Source organism: Lentzea chajnantorensis (genome assembly GCF_054300775.1).
This window is the reverse complement of the sequence record NZ_JBSDZT010000002.1, coordinates 5,420,864-5,443,862: the sequence shown is the minus strand read 5'-3', so window position 1 is coordinate 5,443,862 and position 22,999 is coordinate 5,420,864. Positions and strand designations below refer to the sequence as shown.

The 22,999-nt window shown below is 71.8% G+C and carries 4 protein-coding genes and 4 pseudogenes; 3 read left to right on the top strand and 5 right to left on the bottom strand.

Annotated features, from left to right (window positions below; all coding sequences use genetic code 11):
* Positions 1 to 671: 671 nt before the first annotated feature.
* Positions 672 to 3,002, top strand: a complete 2,331-nt coding sequence (locus ACVDFE_RS26950) for an ATP-binding protein (protein ID WP_458432328.1) — start codon at positions 672 to 674, stop codon at positions 3,000 to 3,002.
* A 162-nt stretch (positions 3,003 to 3,164) separates the two neighbouring features.
* Here ACVDFE_RS26950 and ACVDFE_RS26945 read toward each other — a convergent pair.
* The 3 pseudogenes from ACVDFE_RS26945 to ACVDFE_RS26935 form a co-directional block, all read right to left on the bottom strand.
* Positions 3,165 to 4,451 (bottom strand): annotated as a pseudogene (locus ACVDFE_RS26945) (beta-ketoacyl reductase); the annotation flags it as partial.
* Positions 4,452 to 5,123: 672 nt separating this feature from the next.
* A pseudogene (locus tag ACVDFE_RS26940) lies at positions 5,124 to 7,974 on the bottom strand (type I polyketide synthase); the annotation flags it as partial.
* 192 nt (positions 7,975 to 8,166) lie between these two features.
* Positions 8,167 to 10,716 (bottom strand): annotated as a pseudogene (locus ACVDFE_RS26935) (type I polyketide synthase); the annotation flags it as partial.
* A 383-nt stretch (positions 10,717 to 11,099) separates the two neighbouring features.
* Here ACVDFE_RS26935 and ACVDFE_RS26930 point away from each other — a divergent pair.
* Both ACVDFE_RS26930 and ACVDFE_RS26925 read left to right on the top strand, forming a co-directional pair.
* Positions 11,100 to 16,235, top strand: a pseudogene (locus ACVDFE_RS26930) (SDR family NAD(P)-dependent oxidoreductase); the annotation flags it as partial.
* Positions 16,235 to 21,472, top strand: a complete 5,238-nt coding sequence (locus ACVDFE_RS26925; RefSeq protein ID WP_458432327.1) for an SDR family NAD(P)-dependent oxidoreductase — start codon at positions 16,235 to 16,237, stop codon at positions 21,470 to 21,472. The pseudogene ACVDFE_RS26930 and the gene ACVDFE_RS26925, both read left to right, overlap by 1 nt.
* A gap of 10 nt (positions 21,473 to 21,482) precedes the next feature.
* Here ACVDFE_RS26925 and ACVDFE_RS26920 read toward each other — a convergent pair whose 3' ends face one another.
* A complete protein-coding gene (locus tag ACVDFE_RS26920) occupies positions 21,483 to 22,262 on the bottom strand; it encodes an IclR family transcriptional regulator (RefSeq protein WP_360383483.1) in 780 nt (259 codons plus the stop codon).
* 38 nt (positions 22,263 to 22,300) lie between these two features.
* Complete coding sequence (locus ACVDFE_RS26915; RefSeq protein ID WP_360383480.1) at positions 22,301 to 22,999, bottom strand: helix-turn-helix domain-containing protein; 699 nt, start codon at positions 22,997 to 22,999, stop codon at positions 22,301 to 22,303.

The window sequence follows — 22,999 nt, the reverse complement described above, 5'->3', positions numbered from 1 at the left end:
TCGTGGCGGACGATCCCGTGGTCGCTCGACAGGCGCGAGGCCCCGTTGGTCGTGGTCCGTCAGCGGGCGGTGGAGCACGGGGACCATCGCCGACGCGGTACCCAGACGGCGTCCACCGGACGTTCGACGGACACCACGCGGTCGGGTTCGAGTGACGACCCGGAGAGGATCATCCTCTGTCGAGGCGCGAACGACGGTCGGTCGACCGCGCCGATGACCTCCGGTGGGCCAAGAATGCGGAACCGCATAGGCTGCTCCTTCTCACCGCAAATTCCGGCCAACACCCGGGTTACGCCGTTCGGCGTGCCGCGTTCACTCTGAATGGTTCACGGGATACCCGGACGCGGTTCGCAGGCCGAACGAAAACGGGAGTGGCCGATAGCGATGCAGTAGGTCGGCGGCATGATCGCGTTCCTCTCATCGGCGCAACATCAGTGAATTATCATCATCCGTCGGTACGCTCACTTTCGTGAATGTCGGACAGCTACGGGCACTCGAACAGTGCGGCGCAGGTGAATGCGCGCTGTCCGCGGGAAAGGGCGGACGGCGGCGGACACACCGGAGGCCCCGAGTTGGCCACTGACTTCGCCCCGCAGCTCCTGCGGCGATTGTGTGATGATCTTCGGCGTCTGCGGACGCAGGCAGGCGGACCGAGTCTGCGGGTCCTGGAGGTGCAGCTCGGCCGGGGCAGGAGCCAGCTCGCGACGGTGCTGAACGGCCAGGTTCGGCGACTTCCAGACTGGGAACTGGTCAAGGGCTTGGTCACCAACTGCCACCGGTACGCCGACGAGAACGGCCGACTGGACCGGCTGTCGGTGGCAACCGGCATCGAAGAGCACTGGCGCCCCCGGTACACCCTGCTGGAGTACGCCTTCGGCGAGAAGTCCGCCGCACCGGCGATTCCCGACGGCGGCGGTGCCGACCACCTGGGTAGGATGCCGGTTCCCCGACAGCTTCCGTTGGCGGTGCGCCACTTCACGGGTCGCGCCCGCGAGCTGACGACGCTGGACGCCCTGGCCGAGACGACTGCCCGCGCGGGCACGGTGGTGATCGTCGCCATCAGTGGCACGGCGGGGGTCGGCAAGACCACGTTGGCCGTGTGCTGGGCGCACCGGGTGGCCGGCCGGTTCCGTGACGGGCAGTTGTACGTGGACCTGCGTGGCTTCGACCCCGGCGGCCGGGCGGTGGACCCGGCCGAGGCGGTCCGCCGTTTCCTCGACGCCCTGGAGGTGCCGCCAAGCCGCATTCCCGCCGATCTGGATGCCCAGACAGCGCTGTACCGCAGTCTGCTCGCCGACAAGCGCATGTTGATCGTGCTGGACAACGCCCGCGACGCCGTCCAGGTACGTCCGCTGCTGCCGGCCGCACCCGGCTGTCTGGTCCTGATCACCAGTCGCAACCGGCTCTCCAGTCTGGTTGCCGCCGAGGGAGCCCACCCGCTCACGCTCGACCTGTTCACCACCTCGGAGGCCCAGGACGCGCTGACCGATCGGCTCGGCCTCGACCGGGTCACCGCCGAGCCCGCAGCGGTCGACGAGATCGTCGGCCGCTGCGCGCGGCTGCCACTGGCACTGGCCGTGGTCGCCGCCCGCGCGGCGATGGACCCGGAGCTGCCGCTGGCGGCCGTGGTCTGGGAACTGGCCGGCGCACCGGGCCGGTCGGACGTCTTCGAGGACGGCGACCCACAGGCCGACGTCCGGGCAGCGTTCTCCTGGTCCTACCAGGCACTGACCCCACCGGCGGCCCGGCTGTTCCGGCTCCTCAGCCTCCACCCCGGCCCGGACGTCACCGTCGCGGCCGCAGCCAGCCTCGCCGCCGTCTCCCTCCCGGAAGCGCGGGCGTCGCTGCTCGAACTGACCTCGGCGAGCCTCATCGCCAAGCGTCATCCCGACCGGCACACCTGGCACGACCTGATGCGTGACTACGCCGCACACCTGGCCCGGTCCACCGAACCCGAACCGGACCGCCGGGCCGCCGTCGGCCGGATCTTCGACCACTACCTGCACACGGCGTGCAACGCCAACCAGGTGCTGGACCCCGCCACGGACCACACCGAACCGGCCCCACCGGCCGGGGGAACCGTGCCGGAGCAGTTCACCGACTACCAGCGCGCACTCGACTGGTTCACCAGCGAACGCGCCGTCCTGCTCAACATCATCGAACACGCCACCACCGGCCGGGAGGCACAGGTCGGACAACTCGCCCAGGCGATCGCGGTCTTCCTGGACCGCCGGGGGCACTGGCACGACGGGTTGGTGATCTGGCGGACCGCGATCGCGGCCGCGGCTCGATTGGCCGATCGGGTCATGGAGGCGCGCGCCCACTGCCAGCTCGGCCGCGCGTACACGCGGTTGTACCGGTTCGACGACGCCGACAGCCAGCTCCACCGTGGCCTGGACCTCGCCGTCCAAGCCGGTGACCGCACCGAACAGGCGCACATCCACAACACCTTGTCCATCATGTGGGAGCGGTGGGGCGACCCGAAGCAGGCTCTCCGACACGACCACCAAGCCCTTGACCTGTACCGCGAAACCGGCCACCGGCTCGGACAGGCCAGGTGCTACAACGCGATCGGCTGGCACCTCACGCTGCTCCGCGACCACGACCTGGCCCTGGCCTACTGCGAAAGAGCCCTCGTCCTCCTGCGAGAGCACAACGACCGGGCCGGTCAGGGCCTGGCACTGGACAGCCTCGGCCACATCCACCACCACCTCGGCCAGCACGCCCAGGCCGTCGTCTGCTACGAGCAGGCGCTGGAGGTGCACCGGGAGCTGGGCGACCAGTTCGGCGAAGCGGAAGCACTCGAGCACCTCGGCGACGTCCAGCACTACATGGGCGACAGCAGCCAGGCCTTCCGGTCGTGGCACAAGGCCCTCGAACTGCTCACCGGCCTCGATCACCCCAGCGCCGACAACGTCAAGGCCAAAGTCGCCGCCCATGGCGTCGGATCCACGTCGCGACACTCCACGGTGTGCCCTCCGGCCGCGTCCGGTGAGGGGTGAGGTGTAGCCATGTACGCCCGTGGCGACTGACGCACTCACGGGTGTCGGCGTGCGGTAGTCGGACCCACGGCGGTGAAAAGGGGCGGGAAGGCCGTTGTGCAGATGGCCTTCCCGCCCGGTCTCCTGTCTGATCCGGGGACGTTCAGCCCCGCGCGGGTGAGATCAGAGGCCGCCGGTGTCCTCGTCGGACGTCCGGCCGGTCGTCGGGGGGTCGAACCGCAGTTCACCGTCGATGAGGTCGAAGAGCTCCTCGTCGGTGGCGACGTCGAGTTCGAGGCCGGGCGACGTGGCCTCCCGCCCGCCGAGACGGACGAGCAGTTCCTGCAGGTGCTTGATGACGTCCGGCACGAGGTCTGGATCAGCGGTCATCGCCGGCTCGAGCCGGTCCAGCACCGCCAGGACGTCCTCGTCCTCGTCGCGCAGCTCGTCGTGCAGGTGGCGGGCGAGCGCCTCGGCGTCCGGATGTTCGAACACGAGCGTCCTGGACAGGGTCAGGCCGGTCGCGGCCGCGAGCCTGGTGCGCAGCTCGACGGACATGAGGGAGTCGAAACCGAGGTCCCGCAACGCCTGGTCGGACGGGATCGACTCCGGGTCGCTCTGGCCCCGGACGGCCGCGGCCTCGCTCTTCACCAGGTCCAGCAGGCGACTGCGGCGCTTGTCCGCGGGCAGGGCCGCCAACTCGTCGCGCAGGGTCACGTCACCCGAGCCGTCCACTTCGGACACGACCACGAACTCGTCGAAGAGGTGGCGCTCGCGGGCCGAGGAGAACAGCGACGCGAACTTGTCGCGGTCGAGGTCCGCCACGGTGAGCGCCGACTCACCGGCGGAGAGGGCCTCGTGCAGGGCCCGCAGAGCCAGTTCCGGTGCCAGCGCGCGCATTCCGGAACGGCTGAGCTTGGTCGCGAGCGTGTCGTCCGCGCCCATGCCGTCGCCGGCCCACATGCCCCACGCGACGGATGTCACGCGGTGGCCGTCGGCGCGCAGGCGATCCGCCAGCGCGTCGAGGCAGGCGTTGGCCGCGGCGTACGCACCCTGGCCGTTGCCGCCCCACACTCCGGCTGCGGAGGAGAACAAGACCGCTTCCTCGACCTGACCGGTGACGAGCAGGTCCTCCACCACCTGGGCGCCGGTGACCTTGGCCGCGAGCACGGTGGCGAGGTCCTGGCCGGACGTCTCGGTCAACGGCCGGGTCACGTTGACCCCGGCCGCGTGCACCACGGTGTGCACCGGCTGGCCCTGAGCCGCGAGTGAGGAGACCAGCTCCTCGACGGCGGTGCTGTCCGTGACGTCGCACGCCGCGGACGTCAGGCGGACGCCCTGCGCGGCGAGGTCCGCGTGCAGTTCTTCCTGCGCCGCACCTCGCCTGCTGGCCAGCACGACGTGCTCGGCACCTTCGGCCGCCAGCCAGCGGGTCAGGTGCGCACCCAGCGCGCCGGTGCCGCCGGTGATGAGGACGGTGCCCTCGGGGCGCCAGCGGCGGGCGGGGTTCCGGCGTGCCGCAGGCGCGGGAACGACCCGTCGCACCAGCACGTTCTCGTCGCGCACCGCGAACTGGTCCTCGCCGGCCGGATCGGCCAGCACGCCGAGCAGGCGGTCGACCGCACGGGCACCGGGGGTGGAGGGCAGGTCGGCGAGACCGCCCCACGACCCGGGTTGTTCCAGTGCCGCCACCTGGCCGAGGCCCCACACCTGCGCCTGCACGGGGTTGCGCACCGGGTCGCCGGCGGAGGTGCCCACCGCCTGCTCGGTGAGCAGCCAGACGGGAATGCCCAGGTCGCCGGTCGCGGTGAGGAGCGCCAGCGTCGAGCTGAGCCCGGTGGAGACGCCCGACTCCTGGTGTTCGGCCAGGCCGAGCAGGGAGACGATCCCGTTGACGCGACCGACCGCGGACAGTCGTGCGGCGAGGTCGTGGTGGTCGTCGGCCAGCAGCTGGTGCACCCGCGCGCCGGAGTCGATCAGACCGGAGGTCAGTGCGCGCACCCAGGCCTGGCCGTGCTCGGGGTGGGCCACGACCAGCCAGGTGCCGGCGGGCCGGGCGGCGGAGACGGCCGGGACGGGGTTCCAGGCCACCCGGTAGCGCCAGTCGTTCGTTGCGGGTGCGGCGGCGTTCTGCCGCACCGCCTCCGCCCAGTAGCGCTCGCGCTGGAACGGGTACGTCGGCAGGTCGATCATCGGTGTCCGCGCGACGCCACCCACGCGTGCCCAGTCCACCGCGAGGCCGCGGACGTGAGCGGAGGCGACCGCCGTGACGGCCGTGCGGGCTTCCGGGCGGTCGCGGCGCAGCAACGGCGCGAACAGGCAGTCGTCCGCCGAAGCCAGACCCGCGGAACCGAGCGCGGTGAGCACCGCGTCAGGACCCAGTTCCAGGAACGTGCGAACGCCTTCGGCGGCGAGGGTCGTGACGGCGTCGTGGAAGCGCACCGCGTTCGCGGCGTGCCGCACCCAGTACTCCGCCGAGCGCAGGTCGTCTCCGGTGATCAGCTGACCGGTCACCGTCGACACCACCGCGACGCGTGCGGGGGAGTAGGTCAGCTCCTCCGCCACGCGCCGGAACTCGTCGAGCATCGGCTGCATCAGCGGGGAGTGGAACGCGTGGCTCACGGCCAGGCGCTTGGGCGAACCGAAGTGCCGCGCCACGGCCAGAACCGCGTCCTCGGCGCCGGACAGCACCAGCGACTCAGGGCCGTTGATCGCCGCGATCGCCACGTCGCCGTCGAGCAGTGGAGCGACGTCGGCCTCCGCGGCACGGACCGCGACCATGACGCCACCGGCGGGCAGTGCCTGCATGAGGCGGCCGCGTGCGGTCACCAGCCGGCAGGCGTCCGGCAGGGACAGCACTCCGGCGACGTGCGCCGCGGCGATCTCGCCGATCGAGTGGCCGGCGAGGAAGTCGGGGGTCACTCCCCAGTCGGCCAGCAGGCGGTGCAACGCCACCTCGACGGCGAACAGCGCGGGCTGCGCGAACTCCGTGTGGCTCAGCCGGTCCGGGTCCTCCGCGATGATCCGCGGCAGCTCCGGGTCGAGGTGGGTGAAGCACTCCGTCAGGGGCTCGGCGAACACCGGGTACGCCTGCGCCAGCGCGACCCCCATGCCGATCCGCTGGCTTCCCTGCCCGGAGAACAGGAACGCGGTGCCGCCGGTCGTGGTGTGACCGCGCACGACGCCTTCCGCCGACCGGCCGGCGCCGAGTGCCGAGAGGGCCGACAGCACCTCGGTGCGGTCCTCGCCCAGAACGACGGCGCGTTCCCGCAGCGCCGTCCTGCTGTGGTCCAGTGCCGCGCCGATGAGTGCGGGGGAGACGTCGGCACGACTGCTCGCGAACTCGTGCAGCTGCGTCGCCTGGGCTCGCAGGGCGGCGGCGGTCGCGCCGGACAACGGCCAGGCGGTCACCGCCGGGACGTCCACTTCGGACAACGCGGGTGTGGCGCCTGCTTCCTCGATGATGACGTGGGCATTGGTGCCACTGATGCCGAACGCCGAGACAGCCGCACGACGCGGTGATCCACCGGCGGGCCATGCCGTCGTCTCGTCGAGGAGCCGCAGCGATCCGGCCGACCAGTCGACGTGCGTGGTCGGTTCGGCTGCGTGCAGCGTGCGCGGGAGCGTCCCGTTGCGCAGGGCCAGCACCATCTTGATCATGCCGGCGACGCCGGCCGCCGCCTGGGCGTGGCCGATGTTGGACTTCAGCGAGCCCAGCCACACCGGGTTCTCGGAGGACCGGGCGCTGCCGTAGGTCTCCAGCAGCGCCTGCGCCTCGATGGGATCACCCAGCACCGTGCCGGTGCCGTGGGCCTCGACAACGTCGACGTCGCGCGCGGTGAGCCCGGCGGAGAGCAACGCCTCCTGCACGACCTCGACCTGCGCGCGGCCGTTGGGCGCGGTGAGACCGTTGCTGGCGCCGTCGGAGTTGATGGCGCTGCCACGCAGCACCGCGAGCACCGGGTGCCCGTTGCGCCGGGCGTCGGACAGCCGCTCCAGCAGCACCAGGCCGGCGCCCTCACCCCAGGCGGTGCCGTCGGCGTTCGCGGAGAAGGGCTTGCAGCGGCCGTCCGGCGCGAGCCCGCCCTGCTTCTCGAACTCCACGAACATGCCGGGGGTGGCCATGACCGTTGCGCCACCGGCGAGGGCGAGCGTGCACTCGCCTGCCTGGATCGACCGCGCGGCCGTGTGCACCGCCACCAGCGACGAGGAGCACGCGGTGTCCAGCGTGATGGCGGGCCCGCGCAGCCCGAACGCGTAGGAGATGCGGCCAGAGGCCACGCTCGCGGCCCCGCCCGTCAGCAGGTGACCGGCGAGTTCCTCGGACGGCGCGTGCATGCGGGGCCCGTAGTCCTGCGCCATCATTCCGGCGAAGACACCGGTCCGGCTGCCGCGCAACGATGACGCGTCGAGGCCCGCGCGTTCGAAGACCTCCCAGGCCAGTTCCAGCAGCAGGCGCTGCTGGGGGTCCATCGCGGCCGCTTCACGCGGTGAGATGCCGAACAGGTCGGCGTCGAAGTCGCCGGCGCCGTGCAGGAAGCCGCCGCGTGCGGTGGCGATCCGCACCGGGTGGTCCAGGTCCCAGCCGCGGTTGCCGGGGGAGCTCGCTCGTCAGGTCGGCTCCCTCGACGAGCAGCTGCCACAGCTGTTCCGGGGAGTCGGCGCCGGGCAGCCTGCACGCCATCGCGACGATCGCGATCGGGTCGTCGTCCTGGGCGTTGCCGGCGTCGGGAGCCGTGATGGCGGCGGGAGCGGTGTCACCGCCGAGCCGGACGCGCAGCGCCTCGGCCAGCCGGGACGGGCTGGGGTGGTCGTAGACCGCCCCGGAGGGCAGCTTCGCGCCGGTGGCGTCGTTGAGCCGGCCGCGCAGCTCGACGGCCATGCGCGAGTCCAGACCCATCTCCTTGAAGGTGAGGTCCGGGTCGACGGCGGCGGCGTCGGCGTGTCCGAGCACGATCGCGGTGTGCGCCAGGACGAGCCGGAGCAGTTGCCGCCCGTTCGCCGAGGGCGTCTGCGCGACGATCTCCTCCTGCTCGACGACGACCGCCGCGGGAACTGCCGGTGCCGGACGGGCACCGGTGGCCGGAAGCCAGAACGGCCGCCGCTGGAACGGGTACGTGGGCAGCCGCAGTCGCGCGCAGGTCCTGGGGGAGAGGGCCTGGTGCCAGTCGACGGCGACTCCGCTGGTGTGCAACGAAGCCGCGGAGCTCAGCACGCGCGCCCAGTCACCGTCGTCGCGCCGCAGGGTCTCGACGACGACCGGGTCGGCGCCGGCCGCTTCGGCGGTTTCCGCGACCGCGCCGGTGAGGACCGGGTGCGGGCTGATCTCCACGAAGACGGAGTGGCCTTCGTCGAGCAGGGTCGCGACGGTGGGGGCCAGGAGAACGGCCTGACGCAGGTTGTCATACCAGTAGCCGGGGTCGAGCGGCCGCGAGACCGGTTCGCCGGTGACGGTGGAGTAGAACGCGATGTCCGGTTCCCTGGCGGTGATGTCGCTCAGGTCGGTCAGCAGTTGCTCGCGCACGGCTTCGACGGCGGCGCAGTGGGAGGCGTAGTCGACGGCGATGCGACGCGCCCGGCCACCCTCGTTCTGGCACAGGGCCACGAACGACTCGACGTCCTCGATGGGGCCGCACACGACGGTGGAGGTCGGGCTGTTGATCGCGGCGACCTCGAGCCGTTCCGTCAGCCGGGAGCGGACCTCCGCCTCGGACAGCGCCACCACGGCCATCGTGCCGGTACCGGCGAGCACCTGGAGAGCGCGGGACCGCAGGGCCACGACCTTGGCCGCGTCCTCGAGGGTGAGCGCACCCGCCACGCAGGCAGCCGCGATCTCACCCTGGGAGTGGCCGACGACCGCGTCGGGACGCACACCGAGGGACTGCCACAGGGCGGCCAGCGACACCATGACCGCGAAGAGAGCGGGCTGGACCACGTCGACGCGGTCGAGCCCTTCACCGTCCTTCAGCACGTCGTGCAGCGACCAGTCGGTGAAGGGGGCCAGCACCCGCGCGCACTCGTCGATCCGGTCACGGAAGACGGGGGAGGACTCCAAGAGTGCGGCCGCCATGCCGATCCATTGAGAACCCTGGCCGGGGAAGACGAAGACGGTCTTGCCGGGTGTGCGGGCCTGGCCCTGGACGGTGCGCCCGTCGGGCAGTCCGTCCGCGACCGCGTGCAGCGACCGCAGCAGGTCCTCGCGGGTGGCGGCGACCGTGACGGCGCGGTGCCGGAAGGGCGTCCGGGTGGTGACGGTCGCGTGGGCGAGGCCGACGAGGTCGACGTCCGGCGCGGCGTCGAGGTGGGCGGCGAGCTGGGCGGCCTGGGCGTGCAGAGCCTGCTCGGTGCGGCCCGACAGCAGAACCGGCACGGCGCCGACCTGCTCGGCGGAGGGCTGCTCGGCGCTGACCGGCACGGCGCTGACCTGCTCGGCGCTGACCTGCTCGGCGGAGGGCTGCGGCGAAACGGCCGCAGGCGCTGAGGCGAGCACGACGTGGCAGTTCGTCCCGCCCATGCCGAACGAGCTGACGCCGGCCAGGCGGGTGTCGCTCTCCGGCCAGGGTTCGGTGGAGGTGACCACCCGCAGGCCCAGTTCGGTGAGCGGGATGTCCGGGTTGGGCCGGTCGTGGTTCAGGCTGCGCGGGATCACGCCGTGTTCCACGCTCAGGGCGGTCTTGATGAGACCGAGGATCCCTCCGGCGCCTTCGAGGTGACCGATGTTGGTCTTGACCGAACCGACGGGCAGGGGCTCGGCTCCCGCGCGGACCGCGCCCAGCGCCGCCGCCTCCAGCGGGTCACCGACCGGAGTGCCGGAACCGTGCAGCTCGACGTACTGGAGGTCGCCGGGCGCCACGCCGGCGTCGGCGCAGGCGGCTCGCACGACCTCGGCTTGAGCCTCGGCACTCGGCACGGTGAGGCCGTCGGTGGACCCGTCGTTGTTGACCGCACCACCCAGGAGCACGCAGTGCACCGGGTCGCCGTCCGCGAGCGCACGCTCCAGCGGCTTGAGCACGACCACCCCGGCACCCTCCCCGCGGACGAAGCCGTTGGCCCGCTCGTCGAAGGTGAAGCACCGGCCGTCGTCGGACAGCCCGCCGAAGCGCGACGCGGTGACGGCACCGGCGCGCAGCAGGTTCAGGTTCACACCGGCGACGATCGCCAGCTCGGACTCGCCGGAGCGCACGCTGGTCGCGGCCAGGTGCGTCGCGACCAGGGAGGACGACTGGGCGGTGTCGACGGTCATGCTCGGACCGCGCAGGCCCAGGGCGTAGGAGACGCGGTTGGCGATGACGGCCCGCTGGGTCCCGGTCATGGTGGTGCCGGAGATGGTGTCCTCGTCCGCGTGGCTCAGGATCGCGTAGTCGTCGCGCAGCGCGCCGACGAACACACCGACGTTCCTGCCGCTCAGCGTCGCGGGCACGATGCCCGCGTCCTCCAGCGCCGTCCAGGACAGTTCGAGGACGAGGCGCTGCTGGGGGTCCATCGCGGCGGCCTCGCGCGGAGAGATCCCGAAGAACTCGGCGTCGAAACCCGCGACGTCGTCCACGAAACCGCCGAACCGCGCGTCCTGCGGTGCGGTCGTGGCGTCCCAGCGGTCGGACGGCACGGCGGAGATGGCGCTCTCACCGGAATGGAGCAGTCGCCAGAAATCCTGGAGATCACGAGCGCCGGGTGCTCGGCACGCCATTCCCACAACGGCGATGGCGTCGCGCGGGTGGAGCTGACCGGCGTTCATCAATTGACCCCCGTGGATCGATCGGCAGCGGTGTGAATCGATGAAAGACCACCGCGGGCCACCAATGCGAATGACTGTTCCGGTTTTCGGAACTCCTCGTCGACGGGTCGCTGAGCAGGGATTCCACTGTGTCGGGCGTCTCATCGCAGGCGTACCGGAAAACGGAACGCGCCCTCGGGTGGAGTCCGCTCGGCCTCTAACTTCGGTGAGGCACACCCTGCAGTCGCTGCGAAACGCGCCGCCGCTCGAGTCGAGTGAACGCGCCCCGGCTCGCAGATTCGCAGTGACGTCGGGACCGCGGACCTCGTCCTCTCGGACCCGTTCGGGTTTCACGAAGCGCAGTTCGAGCAGAAGAAGGGTGATATCCGATTACCGACGAGAACAAGCTCCGCGACTACCTCAAGCGGGCGACCACGAACCTCCAGCAGGCGCGCGAGCAGCTCAAGGCCGCCGAGAACCGCAACCACGAGCCGATCGCGATCATCGGCATGGCCTGCCGCTACCCCGGTGACGTCACCACGCCGGAGGCGTTGTGGGAGCTCGTGCGCGAGGGCCGTGACGCGATCAGCGAGTTCCCCGCCGACCGCGGGTGGGACGTCGGCTACGACCCCGACGGCGAGACGCCCGGCACGACCAGCACCCGCCGCGGCGGCTTCCTGGCCGACGCGGCCGGCTTCGACGCCGACTTCTTCGGCATCAGCCCCCGCGAGGCCCTCGGGATGGACCCCCAGCAGAGGCTGCTGGTCGAGGTCGCCTGGGAGGCGCTCGAACGCGCGGGGCTCGTCCCCCAGAAGCTGCGGGGCAGCGAGACCGGTGTGTTCGTGGGCGCGGTCCACAACGACTACGAGTCCCTGCTCCGCGGTGTGCAGGAGACCGAGGGGTACCTGCTCACCGGCAACGCCGGCAGTGTCGCGTCCGGTCGCATCTCCTACACGCTCGGCCTGCGCGGCCCGGCCATGACCATCGACACCGCCTGCTCCTCGTCCCTCGTCGCCATCCACGAGGCCACGAACTCCCTGCGCTCGGGTGAGTGCGGACTCGCGCTGGCGGGCGGTGCCACGGTGATCTCCACGCCGGGCACCTTCGTCGAGTTCAGCAGGCAGCGCGGCCTCGCCGCCGACGGCCGCTGCAAGTCCTTCGCCGCGGGGGCCGATGGCACCGGGTGGAGCGAGGGCGCCGGCGTCGTCGTGCTGGAACGGCTCAGCGACGCCATCGCCAACGGCCACTTCGTGCACGCGGTCATCCGCGGTTCCGCGATCAACTCCGACGGCGCCAGCAACGGTCTCACCGCGCCCAGCGGTCCCGCCCAGGAGGCGGTCATCCGCCAGGCGTGCGCGAACGCCAGGCTGACCACGGCGGACGTGGACGTCGTGGAGGCACACGGCACCGGCACGACGCTCGGTGACCCCATCGAGGCACGCGCACTGGCGGCCACCTACGGCAAGCGCCGCGAGCAGCCGTTGTGGCTGGGTTCGCTCAAGTCCAACATCGGCCACTCCCAGGCAGCCGCGGGCGTCGGTGGTGTCATCAAGATGGTGCAGGCGCTGCGCAACAGCGAGCTTCCCCGCACGCTGCACGTCGACCGGCCGACGCCGGACGTCGACTGGTCCGGGATGTCGCTGCTCACCGGCAACGTGGCGTGGCCGAAGCTCGAACGGCCGCGTCGTGCCGCTGTCTCGTCGTTCGGCATCAGCGGCACCAACGCCCACCTGATCCTCGAAGAGGCACCCGAGCAGACCCGGCCCACCGCGGAGACGACACTTCCCGCCGTGCCGTTCGTCCTGTCGGCCAAGACCGACGACGCGGTGCAGGCGCAGGCCGACCAGCTCCGCGCGTTCCTGACCGGCCATCCTGAAGCCGGGCTCGCCGACGTCGCCGCCGCGCTGGCCACCACGCGCACGCACTTCGCCCGCCGAGCCGGCTTCGCGGCCGCCACCGCGGAGGAGGCCGTGGACAACCTGACCCGCCTCGTGCCGTCCGGCCGTGACGGGAAGCTGGCGTTCCTGTTCTCCGGACAAGGTTCCCAGCGCCTGGGCATGGGCGCCGGCCTCTACGACACCTTCCCCGTCTTCGCCAAGGCGCTCGACGAGGTCTGCGCGCTGCTCGACGTCGACGTCAAGGCCGTGATGTTCGGCGACGACGCCGACCTGCTGAACCAGACGGGCTTCACCCAGCCCGCGCTGTTCGCGTTCGAGACGGCTCTGCACCGGCTGTTCGAGGACCTCGGCGTGGTCCCCGACCACGTCATGGGCCACTCGATCGGCGAGATCACGGCCGCCCACGTGTCGGGCGTGCTGTCGCTGACCGACGCCTGCAGGCTCGTCTCCGCTCGTGCGCGGCTCATGCAGTCCCTGCCCGCCGGCGGTGCGATGCTCGCCGTGCAGGCCGCCGAGGACGAGATCGACCTGACCGGTCTGGAGGACCAGGTCTCGATCGCCGCGGTCAACGGTGAGCGCGCGATCGTGCTCGCCGGCGCCGAGGACGCGGTCGCTCGCCTGGAGGAGAGGTACCGCGCCGACGGCCGCCGGACGACCCGGTTGAAGGTCAGCCACGCCTTCCACTCGCCGCTGATGGACCCCGTGCTCGACGAGTTCGCGGACGCCGTGCGCACCATCGAGCACTCCGCTCCGGTCATTCCGTTCGTCTCCAACGTCACCGGCCGTCCCGTCACCGCCGAAGAACTGGCGGACCCGCGCTACTGGGTCCGGCACGCCCGCGGTGCAGTGCGGTTCGACGACGGTGTTCGCTGGCTCGCCGCCAACGGCGTCACCACCTTCGTGGAGGTCGGGCCGACCGCGGTGCTGATGCCGCTCGCCGCCCGAGCCACGGGTGGCACGGTCATCGCCACCGGCATGCGGGCGCGCACCGAGGACGTCGGCGTGATCGAGGCGCTGGCCCGGATCCACGGGCACGGGCACGACGTGGCCTGGGACCGGTTCTTCCCGGCGCGTTCGACCGTGCCGCAGGGCTTGCCGGTCTACCCCTTCCGGCACCAGCGCTTCTGGCCTGCCGCGCAGGCGCCCCTCGGTGCCGCCGCCACCTTCGGTCAGGACGCGTCCGACCACCCGCTGGTGCGCAGCATCGTCGAGCTGCCGGACGGCACGACCGTGTTCACCGGTGTGCTGGCCGTCGACATCCCCAGCTGGCTGCCGGACCACTGCGTGCACGGCAAGCCGATCCTGCCCGGCACCACGTTCGTCGACATGACCCTGTGGGCCGGCCGTCAGCTCGGCTGCAACCGCATCGACGAGATCAACCACCACGTGTTCGTCTCGGGCGAGCCGGGCCGCGTCCGCCAGCTGCGACTGGTGGTCGAGGCCGCCGACGAGGCCGGTCTGCGCGCCTTCACCGTGCACTCCCGGTTCACCGATGAGGCGCACGGCGAGTGGATCCACCACGCCACCGGCGCGCTCGCGGCCGACGCCGCGACCCCGAGGCCGTTCGAGGTCCAGTGGCCGCCGGCTGACGCCGAGGTCATCCCGATCGAGGGTTTCTACGAGCGGCTCGCCGACGCCGGACTCGGCTACGGGCCCTACTTCACCGGCATCCGGGCCGGCTGGCAGGGCGACGGCGTCCGGTACGCCGAGGTCTCCCTGCACGAAGGCGCGGACCTGAGCACCTACGGGATCCACCCGGCGTTGCTCGACGCCACGCTGCAGCTCGCCGCCGTCGGCTCGGAGCCGGGCAGCGAGTACCAGGTGCGCGTGCCCTTCGCCTGGTCGGGCGTCACGCTGCACACCACCGGGGTCGACTCGGTGCGCGTGCGACTGACCCAGCAAGGCATCGACACCATGGCCATCGACATCACCGATCCGAACGGCACCCCGGTCGCGACGGTCGACTCGATCACCCTGCGCCCGGTGTCGTCCGAGCAACTGCGGGCGTCCACCTCCACCCGAGGCGGCCTGCTGCACCGGCTCGACTGGCAGCCCGTGACGACGGGCACCGCGGGCGACGTCCCGCCGGTGGTGCGGATCAGCACAACGGGCACCGACCCGGTGGCTGAGACGCACGACGTCCTGCACCGCGCGCTGCGCACCGTGCAGGACACCGACGGCCCGATCGTGCTGCACACGACCGACGCCGTCTTCACCGGGCAGGTGGACGTCGCCGCGGCTTCGGTGTGGGGCCTGGTCAGGTCCGCCCAGTCGGAGCACCCCGGCCGCTTCGTGCTGGTCGACGGTGCCGACGACGAGGCGTTCCGGCAGGTGCTTCCCGCCGCGGTCGCCACCGGCGAGCCGCAGCTGGCCGTGCGCGGCGGACGCGTCCACGTGCCCCGGCTGGCGAACGCCCAGACCGGCACCGGCAGGACCGTCCTCGATCCCGAGGGCACCGTCCTCATCACCGGCGGCTCCGGCGGTCTCGGACGTCTGCTGGCCCGCCACCTGGTGGTGCGGCACGACGCCAGGCACCTCCTCCTGCTCAGCAGGCGCGGTGAGGCCGCGGTGGGTGCGGCCGAGCTGAAAGCCCAGCTGGCCGAGCTCGGTGCCACCGCGACCTTCGCGGCCTGTGACGCCGCCGACCGGGACGCGCTGGCCGCGGTACTGGCCGCGATCCCGGCGGAGCACCCGCTCACCGCGGTCGTGCACGCGGCGGGCGTCGTCGACGACGGCGTCCTCAGCGACCTGACGCCCGAGCGCGTCGACGCCGTGCTGCGTCCCAAGGTCGACGCGGCCTGGTACCTGCACGAGCTCACCCAGGATCTCGGTCTCCGTTCGTTCGTGCTGTTCTCCTCGGCGTCCGGCCTGCTCGGCCTGCCGGGACAGGCGGCCTACGCGGCGGCGAACACGTTCCTCGACGCGCTGGCCGACCTGCGGCACGGTGCAGGGCTGCCCGCGACGTCGCTGGCCTGGGGCCCGTGGGCCGGAACCGAGCAGGACGGTGGCATGGCGGCCCGGCTGAGCGACGTCGACCGGAAGCGGCTCCTGCGCCTCGGCGTCGTGCCGATCACCGGTGAGGAGGGCCTGGGCCTGTTCGACGACGCCGTCGCCTCGGACGCCGCGGTCCTGGTGCCCGCCCGGTTCTCGGTGCCGCAGGACGGCTCGGCGGCCCCGGTGCTGCGCGGCTTCGTCCGCACCAAGCCCTCGAAGGCGGCCAAGCCGGTGACGGCCGACCGCACTGACCTGGCAGCGACCCTGGCCTCGGCACCGGCCGAGGACCGCGTCGACATCGTCCTGGCGGTGGTCCGCGAGCACGTCGGCGCGGTGCTCGGCCACACGACGCCGAGCTCGGTCGAACCGCACCGGGGCTTCATGGAGATCGGGTTCGACTCGCTCACCGCGCTGGAACTGCGCAACCGCCTCAACTCGGCGACGAAGCTCAAGCTGCCGGCCACGGCCCTGTTCGACCACTCGTCCCCGAAGGCGCTGGCCGAGCACCTGGTCGGCACGCTCTGCGCCGACCTCGACGAGCCGGTGGCGGAAGGGGGCGGCGCAGCCCGTTCCTTGGCCGCCGAGATCGAGTCGTCCAGCGACGACGAACTGCTGGCATTCCTCGACCGCGAGTTCGGAGTCTCCTGATGAGCAACGACGACAAGCTGCGGTCCGCGGTCAAGAAGCTGGCCGTCGACCTGTTCGAGACCAGGGAGGAGCTCCGTGCGGTGAAGAACCGCGCGGAGGAGCCGATCGCCATCGTGGGCATGGCGTGTCGTTACCCCGGCGGTGTGCGGTCGCCGGAGGACCTCTGGCAGGCTCTCGTGGACGAGCGCGACGCCACGAGCGAGTTCCCCGAGGACCGCGGCTGGGACCTGGAGGCGCTCTACGACCCGGACCCCTCGAAGTCCGGTCACAGCTACACGCGACGCGGTGGTTTCCTCGACGACGTCGCCGGCTTCGACGCCCCGTTCTTCGGCATCGCGCCGAAGGAGGCCCTGGCGATGGACCCCCAGCAGCGGCTGCTGCTGGAAACCTCGTGGGAGGCACTGGAGAACGGCGGTCTGGACCCGCGGGCGCTGCGCGGCAGCCAGGTCGGCGTCTTCGTCGGCGAGATGTACCACGACTACGGTCCGCCGTCGCACCTCGCGCCCCCGGCCGTCGAGGGGCAGCTCACCATCGGGATCGCGGGCAGCGTCGCCTCCGGGCGCATCTCCTACCTGCTCGGCCTCGAGGGCCCGACGTTCACCGTCGACACCGCGTGCTCGTCCTCACTGGTGACGCTGCACCTGGCGTCCCGGGCGCTGCGGTCGGGCGAGTGCTCCATGGCACTGGCCGGCGGCGTCACCGTGATGGCGACTCCGGGGTCGTTCACCGAGTTCAGCCGTCAGCGCGCGTTGTCGCCGGACGGCCGCTGCAAGCCGTTCTCGGCCGACGCCGACGGTGTGGCCTGGGGCGAAGGCGCGGGCATGCTCCTGCTCGAACGCCTCTCGGACGCGCGGGCCAACGGGCACCCGGTGCTCGCCGTGGTCCGCGGCTCCGCGATGAACTCCGACGGCGCGAGCAGCGGACTCACCGCACCGAGCGGCCCCGCCCAGCAGCGGGTCATCCGGTCCGCCCTGGCCTCCGCCGGGCTGACCAGCGACCAGATCGACGCGGTGGAGGCGCACGGTACCGGCACGCCGCTGGGTGACCCCATCGAGGTCCAGGCGCTCGACGCGGTCTACGGGTCCGGCCGGGACCGGCCCCTGTGGCTCGGCTCGCTGAAGTCCAACCTCGGCCACACCCAGGCCGCCGCAGGTGTCGCCGGTGTGATCAAGACCGTGCAGGCCATGCGCCACGGCATGTTGCCGCGCACCCTGCACATCAGCAAGCCCACCCCCCTGATCGACTGGACCACGAGCCCGGTGCAGTTGGTGACCGAGGCGACTCCGTGGCCGCGGGGCGAAGAGCCCCGCCGCGCCGGCGTGTCCGCGTTCGCCATCAGCGGCGCCAACGCGCACGTCGTGCTGGAGGAGGCACCGGCCGCGGACGCACCGCCGCCGGTCGAGCGCGTCTCGACGCCGTGGATCCTGTCCGCGGAAACCGCTCAGGCACTGCGACTTCAGGCCGCACGCCTGCGCGAACACCTCCTGAGCCACCCCGACCTCCATCCGGGCGACGTGGCTGTGTCGCTCACGAGGCGAACGCGGTTCAAGCACCGTGCGCTCGTACGGGGAGGGCACCTCGCCGGCCTCGCCGCCGTCGCCGCGGGGGAGGAGACGGCCGGCGTCCTGACCGGCGTCGCCGGATCCACTCCGCTGCAGTTCGTCTTCTCCGGCGTCGTGCCCTCCGCGATCGGACACGACCTCTTCGACGCGCATCCGGTGTTCGCGGACGCTTTCGACGAGACGTGCCAGGCCTTCGGCCGAACGCGGGACGTTGTCCTGCGGGAGAACGGACTCGTCGCGCTGGTCGCGTTGCAGGTGGCGCAGTTCCGGCTGGTGCGGTCGTGGGGTGTGAAACCGGACCTGCTGCACGGCGATGGCGTCGGTGAGCTCGTCGCCGCCCACCTGGCGGGTCTGCTGTCCCTGCCGGAAGCCGCGCGGCACGCCGTCGCCCTGAACAAGGGTGAGACCGTCTCGTACCGACGTCCTCGGTTCCCGCTGGCGCGCGATGTCACGAGCGGTGCGGGGTGGAGGTCCGCCACCGAGGACCTGGCCGTCACGCGACTGGAGATCGGAGCGGCCTGCTCGAACCGCGAAGAGCTGCTCTCGGCTCTGGGCGCGCTCGCCGTCACGGGCACCGAGGTCGACCTGGCGGCCGCGTTCGCCGGTTCGGGGACCGCGGTTCCGCTGCCCACCTACGCCTTCGAGCGTCGTCGCTACTGGATCGACAGCACCGCGGCCACCAACGCCGTGCCGCCGCAGGCTTCCGTCGTCGAGCTGGCGACCGGTGGCAGCGTGCACACCAGCTGGCTGTCGCCCGGTCACCAGGGCTGGCTCGCCGACCACCGGGTGGGTGACGACGTCGTCGTTCCCGGCACCGCGTTGCTGGACATGGTCCTGCGGACGGGGGCCGAGCGGATCGACGAGATCGTCTTCACCGCTCCCGTGACCGCACCGGCCGAGGTGCAGCTGCAGCTGTCCACAGTGGACGAGAATGGCGACGGCACCGTCGTGGTGTCCGCGCGGGCTTCCGAGAAGGCGCCGTGGACCGAGCACGCCCGCGCCAGGGTGACGGCACCGGCGGAAGCTCCCGCCGCGCTCACCGAATGGCCGCCGGCCGACGCACAGCCGGTCGAGATCGCGGGGCTGCACGACCGGCTGGCCGATCGCGGCCTGACGTACGGTCCTGCCTTCCGCGGCCTCGAAGCGTTGTGGCGCAGGAACGACGAGCTGTTCCTGGACGTGCGCCTGCCCGTCGCGGCGGGGGAGCACGTGCTGCACCCGGCACTGCTCGACGCGGCGTTGCACCCGCTCGCTGCCGGCTACCTGCTGGCGGACACCACGGGCACGCGGTTGCCCTTCGCGTGGAGGGGTGCGCAGGTGCACACGCCCGGCGCCACCGCGCTGCGCGTGCGCATGACGGCGACCGGCCCCGACGGAGTGTCGATCTCCGCTTGGGACACCAGGGGTGTTCCCGTCTTCACCGCCGACGAACTGGTCGCGCGACCGGTCACCCTCGCGGTGGACGACGTGCTGCACCAGGTCCAGTGGGTGCCGGCCACGCCGGTCGAGGCGGGCTCGTTCGTGAAGCTGGACGACATCGTGCCGGCCGCGGTGGAAGGCGCCACCCTGCCTGAGCGAGTGCGTTCGGCACTGGAAGAGGTCACCGCCTTCACCCGGCGCCGGCTCGCCGAGCAGAACGACGTGCTGGTGCTGGTCAGCGGTGAGGTCGAGAGCGACCCGGTGCGCAGCGCCGTCTGGGGCCTGCTGCGGTCCGTGCAGACCGAGCACCCCGGCCGGATCCAGCTGGTCGACACCGACGGTGACGTCGTGCTCGCCGACGACCGCCAGGTCCTGGTTCGCAACGGCAAGCCGTACGTCCCGCGGCTCCGCAAGGCGACGGCCAGTCCGGTGCCGGCCTGGCGGGGCGGCACCCTGCTGATCACCGGCGCCGGTGGCGTCGTCGGTTCGGCACTGGCCCGGCACGCCGCCGACGCCCACGGGGTCGACCGGTTCGCCCTGGTCAGCCGTCGCGGTGCGGAATCGCCCGAAATGCAGGCGGTCGCGGCGGAACTGCGCGACCTCGGCGCCTCCGTGGTCGTGGAGGCCTGCGACGCGGGCGATCACGACCAGGTCGCGACACTGATCAAGGGCATCCCTGATCTGCGCGGTGTCGTGCACGCGGCCGGAACCACGTCCGACGCGGTCTTCGAACGCCTCACCAGCGGGGACTTCGACCGCGTGCTGGCCTCGAAGGTCGACGCGGTGTCGGCCCTCGACGAACTGACCCGTGAGCTCGACCTCGACTGGTTCGTCGTCTGCTCGTCCGCGGCAGGCTGGTGGGGCACCGCCGGGCAGGCGAACTACGCCGCGGCCAACGCGTCCATGGACGCCATCGTGCGCCGCAGGCGCGCGACCGGTCTCGCGGGGATCTCCCTCGCGTGGGGGCTGTGGGCGGAACAGGGCGCCCTCGGTGCTCACCTCGACGACGTGGACCTGCGACGTCTCGCCCGCAGCGGTGTGCTGCCGCTGTCGACCGAGGACGCGCTGTCGGCCTTCGACAACGCGCTGGGGTCCGCTGAGGCCGTGCTCCTGCCGGTGCGGCTGGCGCCCGCTGCCGGGCCCGTCCCGGCCCGTGGCCGCGTCATCACGAACGAGCCCAGGCTGAGCGGTCTCGGACACAGCGACCTCATCGCCGCGATCACGGACATGGTCGCCGAGGCACTCGGTCACCGCGTCGAGGACGTGTCACCGGACGCCGCGCTGCTCCAGATGGGTCTGAGCTCGCTCACCGCACTGGAACTGCGCAACGCGCTGGAACGGGCCTCCGGCACCTCGATCCCGCTGACGACGCTCTTCGAGCACCCCACGCCGCAGAGCCTGGCCAAGTACCTGCGCACCCGGTTCGAGGCGGCTTCGGCCGGTTCCACCTCCACGCCGGCTCCGGTGTCGATGACGGGCACCACCGTCCTGCTGACCGGTGCGACCGGTGGCCTGGGCCGGTTGTTCGCGGAGTCGATGGCTTCCGCCGGTGCGAACCTGGTGCTGACCGGCCGGGACGGCGCGGCACTGGCCGAAGTGGCGGAATCCGCGCGCTCCCTCGGTGCCGAGGTCGTCTTCGACACCGCGGACATCATGGACGAAGCCGGTGTGGCCGGCGTCGTCAAGCAGGCCGTCGACACCTTCGGTTCGGTGGACGTGCTGGTCAACAACGCGGGCATCGCCGGCCCGATCGGACCCCTGTGGGAGACCGACGAGGACGAATGGTGGCGGGGCATGGAGGTCAACCTCCGCGGCACGCTGAAGGTCTGCCGTGCCGTGCTGCCCGGCATGGTCGAACGGGGTTCGGGCCGCATCGTGAACATCGTCAGCTCCGCGGGCAGGCACCGCTGGCCGAGCGCTTCGTCCTACTCGGTGTCGAAGGCCGCCATGATCAAGGTGGCGGACAACCTGGCCCCTGAGCTGCTCGGCACCGGCGTGTCGGTGTTCAGCTACCACCCGGGCCTGGTCGACCTGGGCATCACGAAGCAGGCCCTGGACCTCGAACCCACCGGTGACAAGTGGGGCGACCGGATGCAGGAGTGGCTGAGCGAGCAGCGCGAGCAGGGGCGGTTCGCCACACCGGAGCGTGCCGCGGAAGTGCTGATGGAGCTGGCGTCCGGAAAGGCGGACCCGCTGTCGGGCCGCTACCTGACGCCCGAGGACGACGTCGAGTCGATGCTGGAGCGCATGGCTTGACGTGCGCCGCTCAGCCCACCTGCCGGCCGTTGGCCGTGCTGGTGGGCCGGGCGGTGGCCAACACGGCCGCCATGGTGGCGACCCTGCGCAGCGCGATGGTGGTGCGCGGCACGTCCAGCCGTTCAGGACTGGCGACGCTGATCGCGAGGAACGGCAGCTCACCGCCGATGCGCACCGGTATCGCCACGGTGCAACCGCCGCGTCCGGCGTCCTCGGTCACGACCGCCATGTCGCGCGTGCGCACGGTGCGCAGGTCGAGCATCAGCTGTTCCGGCCTGACACCGGCCGCGGCGGCGACCTCGTCGACGCGCTCGCGGAGATCCGGCCTGAACGCCAGCAGGGCGCGTCCGGTGGCGGTGTTCGCGGCTTGGCGCAGCGACGGCTGGCGTTGCACGTACCCGGCCAGTTCGTGGCGGTAGAGCAGTTCGACGTAGCGGACCTGCGTGCCGTTGAGGACGTCCAGGGCGACCATGCCGCGAGTGCGGTTCTGCAGGTCGACCAGGAGCGGGTTGAAGATCCGGCGCAGTCGTTCGGCCTTGGCCCGGTCGCTGTGCCGGGTCATGTCGTGGAGGTGGTCGCCGAGCACGAAACCACCCTCGGAAGGAGCCACGAGGTTGAGGTCGGTCAGCACGCCGAGCACGCGGTGGACCGACGACTTGGGCCGGCCACACCGCCTGGCCAGGTCGGAGAGCGACATCGCGCCCTCGGCTCCAGCCAACTCCTCGATCAACGCGAGCGCCTTGCGCAGAGGACCACCCGGCGCGTTGCGGGCTTCTGAAAGCGACTCCACCGGCACGACTCCTGGGGATGTGGCTGGATCGAGCGGGATCAGTTGGCCTGCTTCAGGTCGTCCAGCACAGCCGCGCTCGGTCGGGCGCAGCGCAGCAGGTCCGAACGCATGGCGCGAACGGCGTACTTGAGGAGGGCGGTGGTGAAGTCGACGTTGATCGTTTCCGCCGGACCCCAGACGCTGATCGCCATGCGGGGCAGGTGGTCTCCGGCCACGAGGGAGGCGGCGACACCGATCACCCCGCTGTACAACTCGCCGTTCGCCACCACGACGGCGTCCGGGTCGCGGGACCGCAGGGCACGGCCGATCGCGGTGCAGTGCGCGGGAAGCATCGTGGGCACTCGTTGCACGAGGCACAGGTGCCGCAGGTCGTACTGCACGTCGACCTGGCGGACGTGCGATCCCGCCAAGATCCCGGTGCTGACGACACCGCCCGTCCTCTCCCGCAGGTCGATGATGTGCGGTGCCAGCGTGGACTTCAGCACCCGATCGACCCGCGCCCGCGCGCTGTCGTCGATCAGGTCGAACAGACAGTCACCGATCTCGTACCCGCTCGACGTGCGCCGGACGAGGCTCGAACCCGTGAGGGCGTCCATCATCCGGTGCAGGGAGGACTTCGGCAGGCCGGACGCGCGCGCCAGTTCTGCGAGTGTCATCGCTCCCGAAGAGGACAACAGCTCGACGAGCTCGAAGGCCTTCTTGACCGGGCGGCCTCGCACGGCCTCCTCGCTGGACAA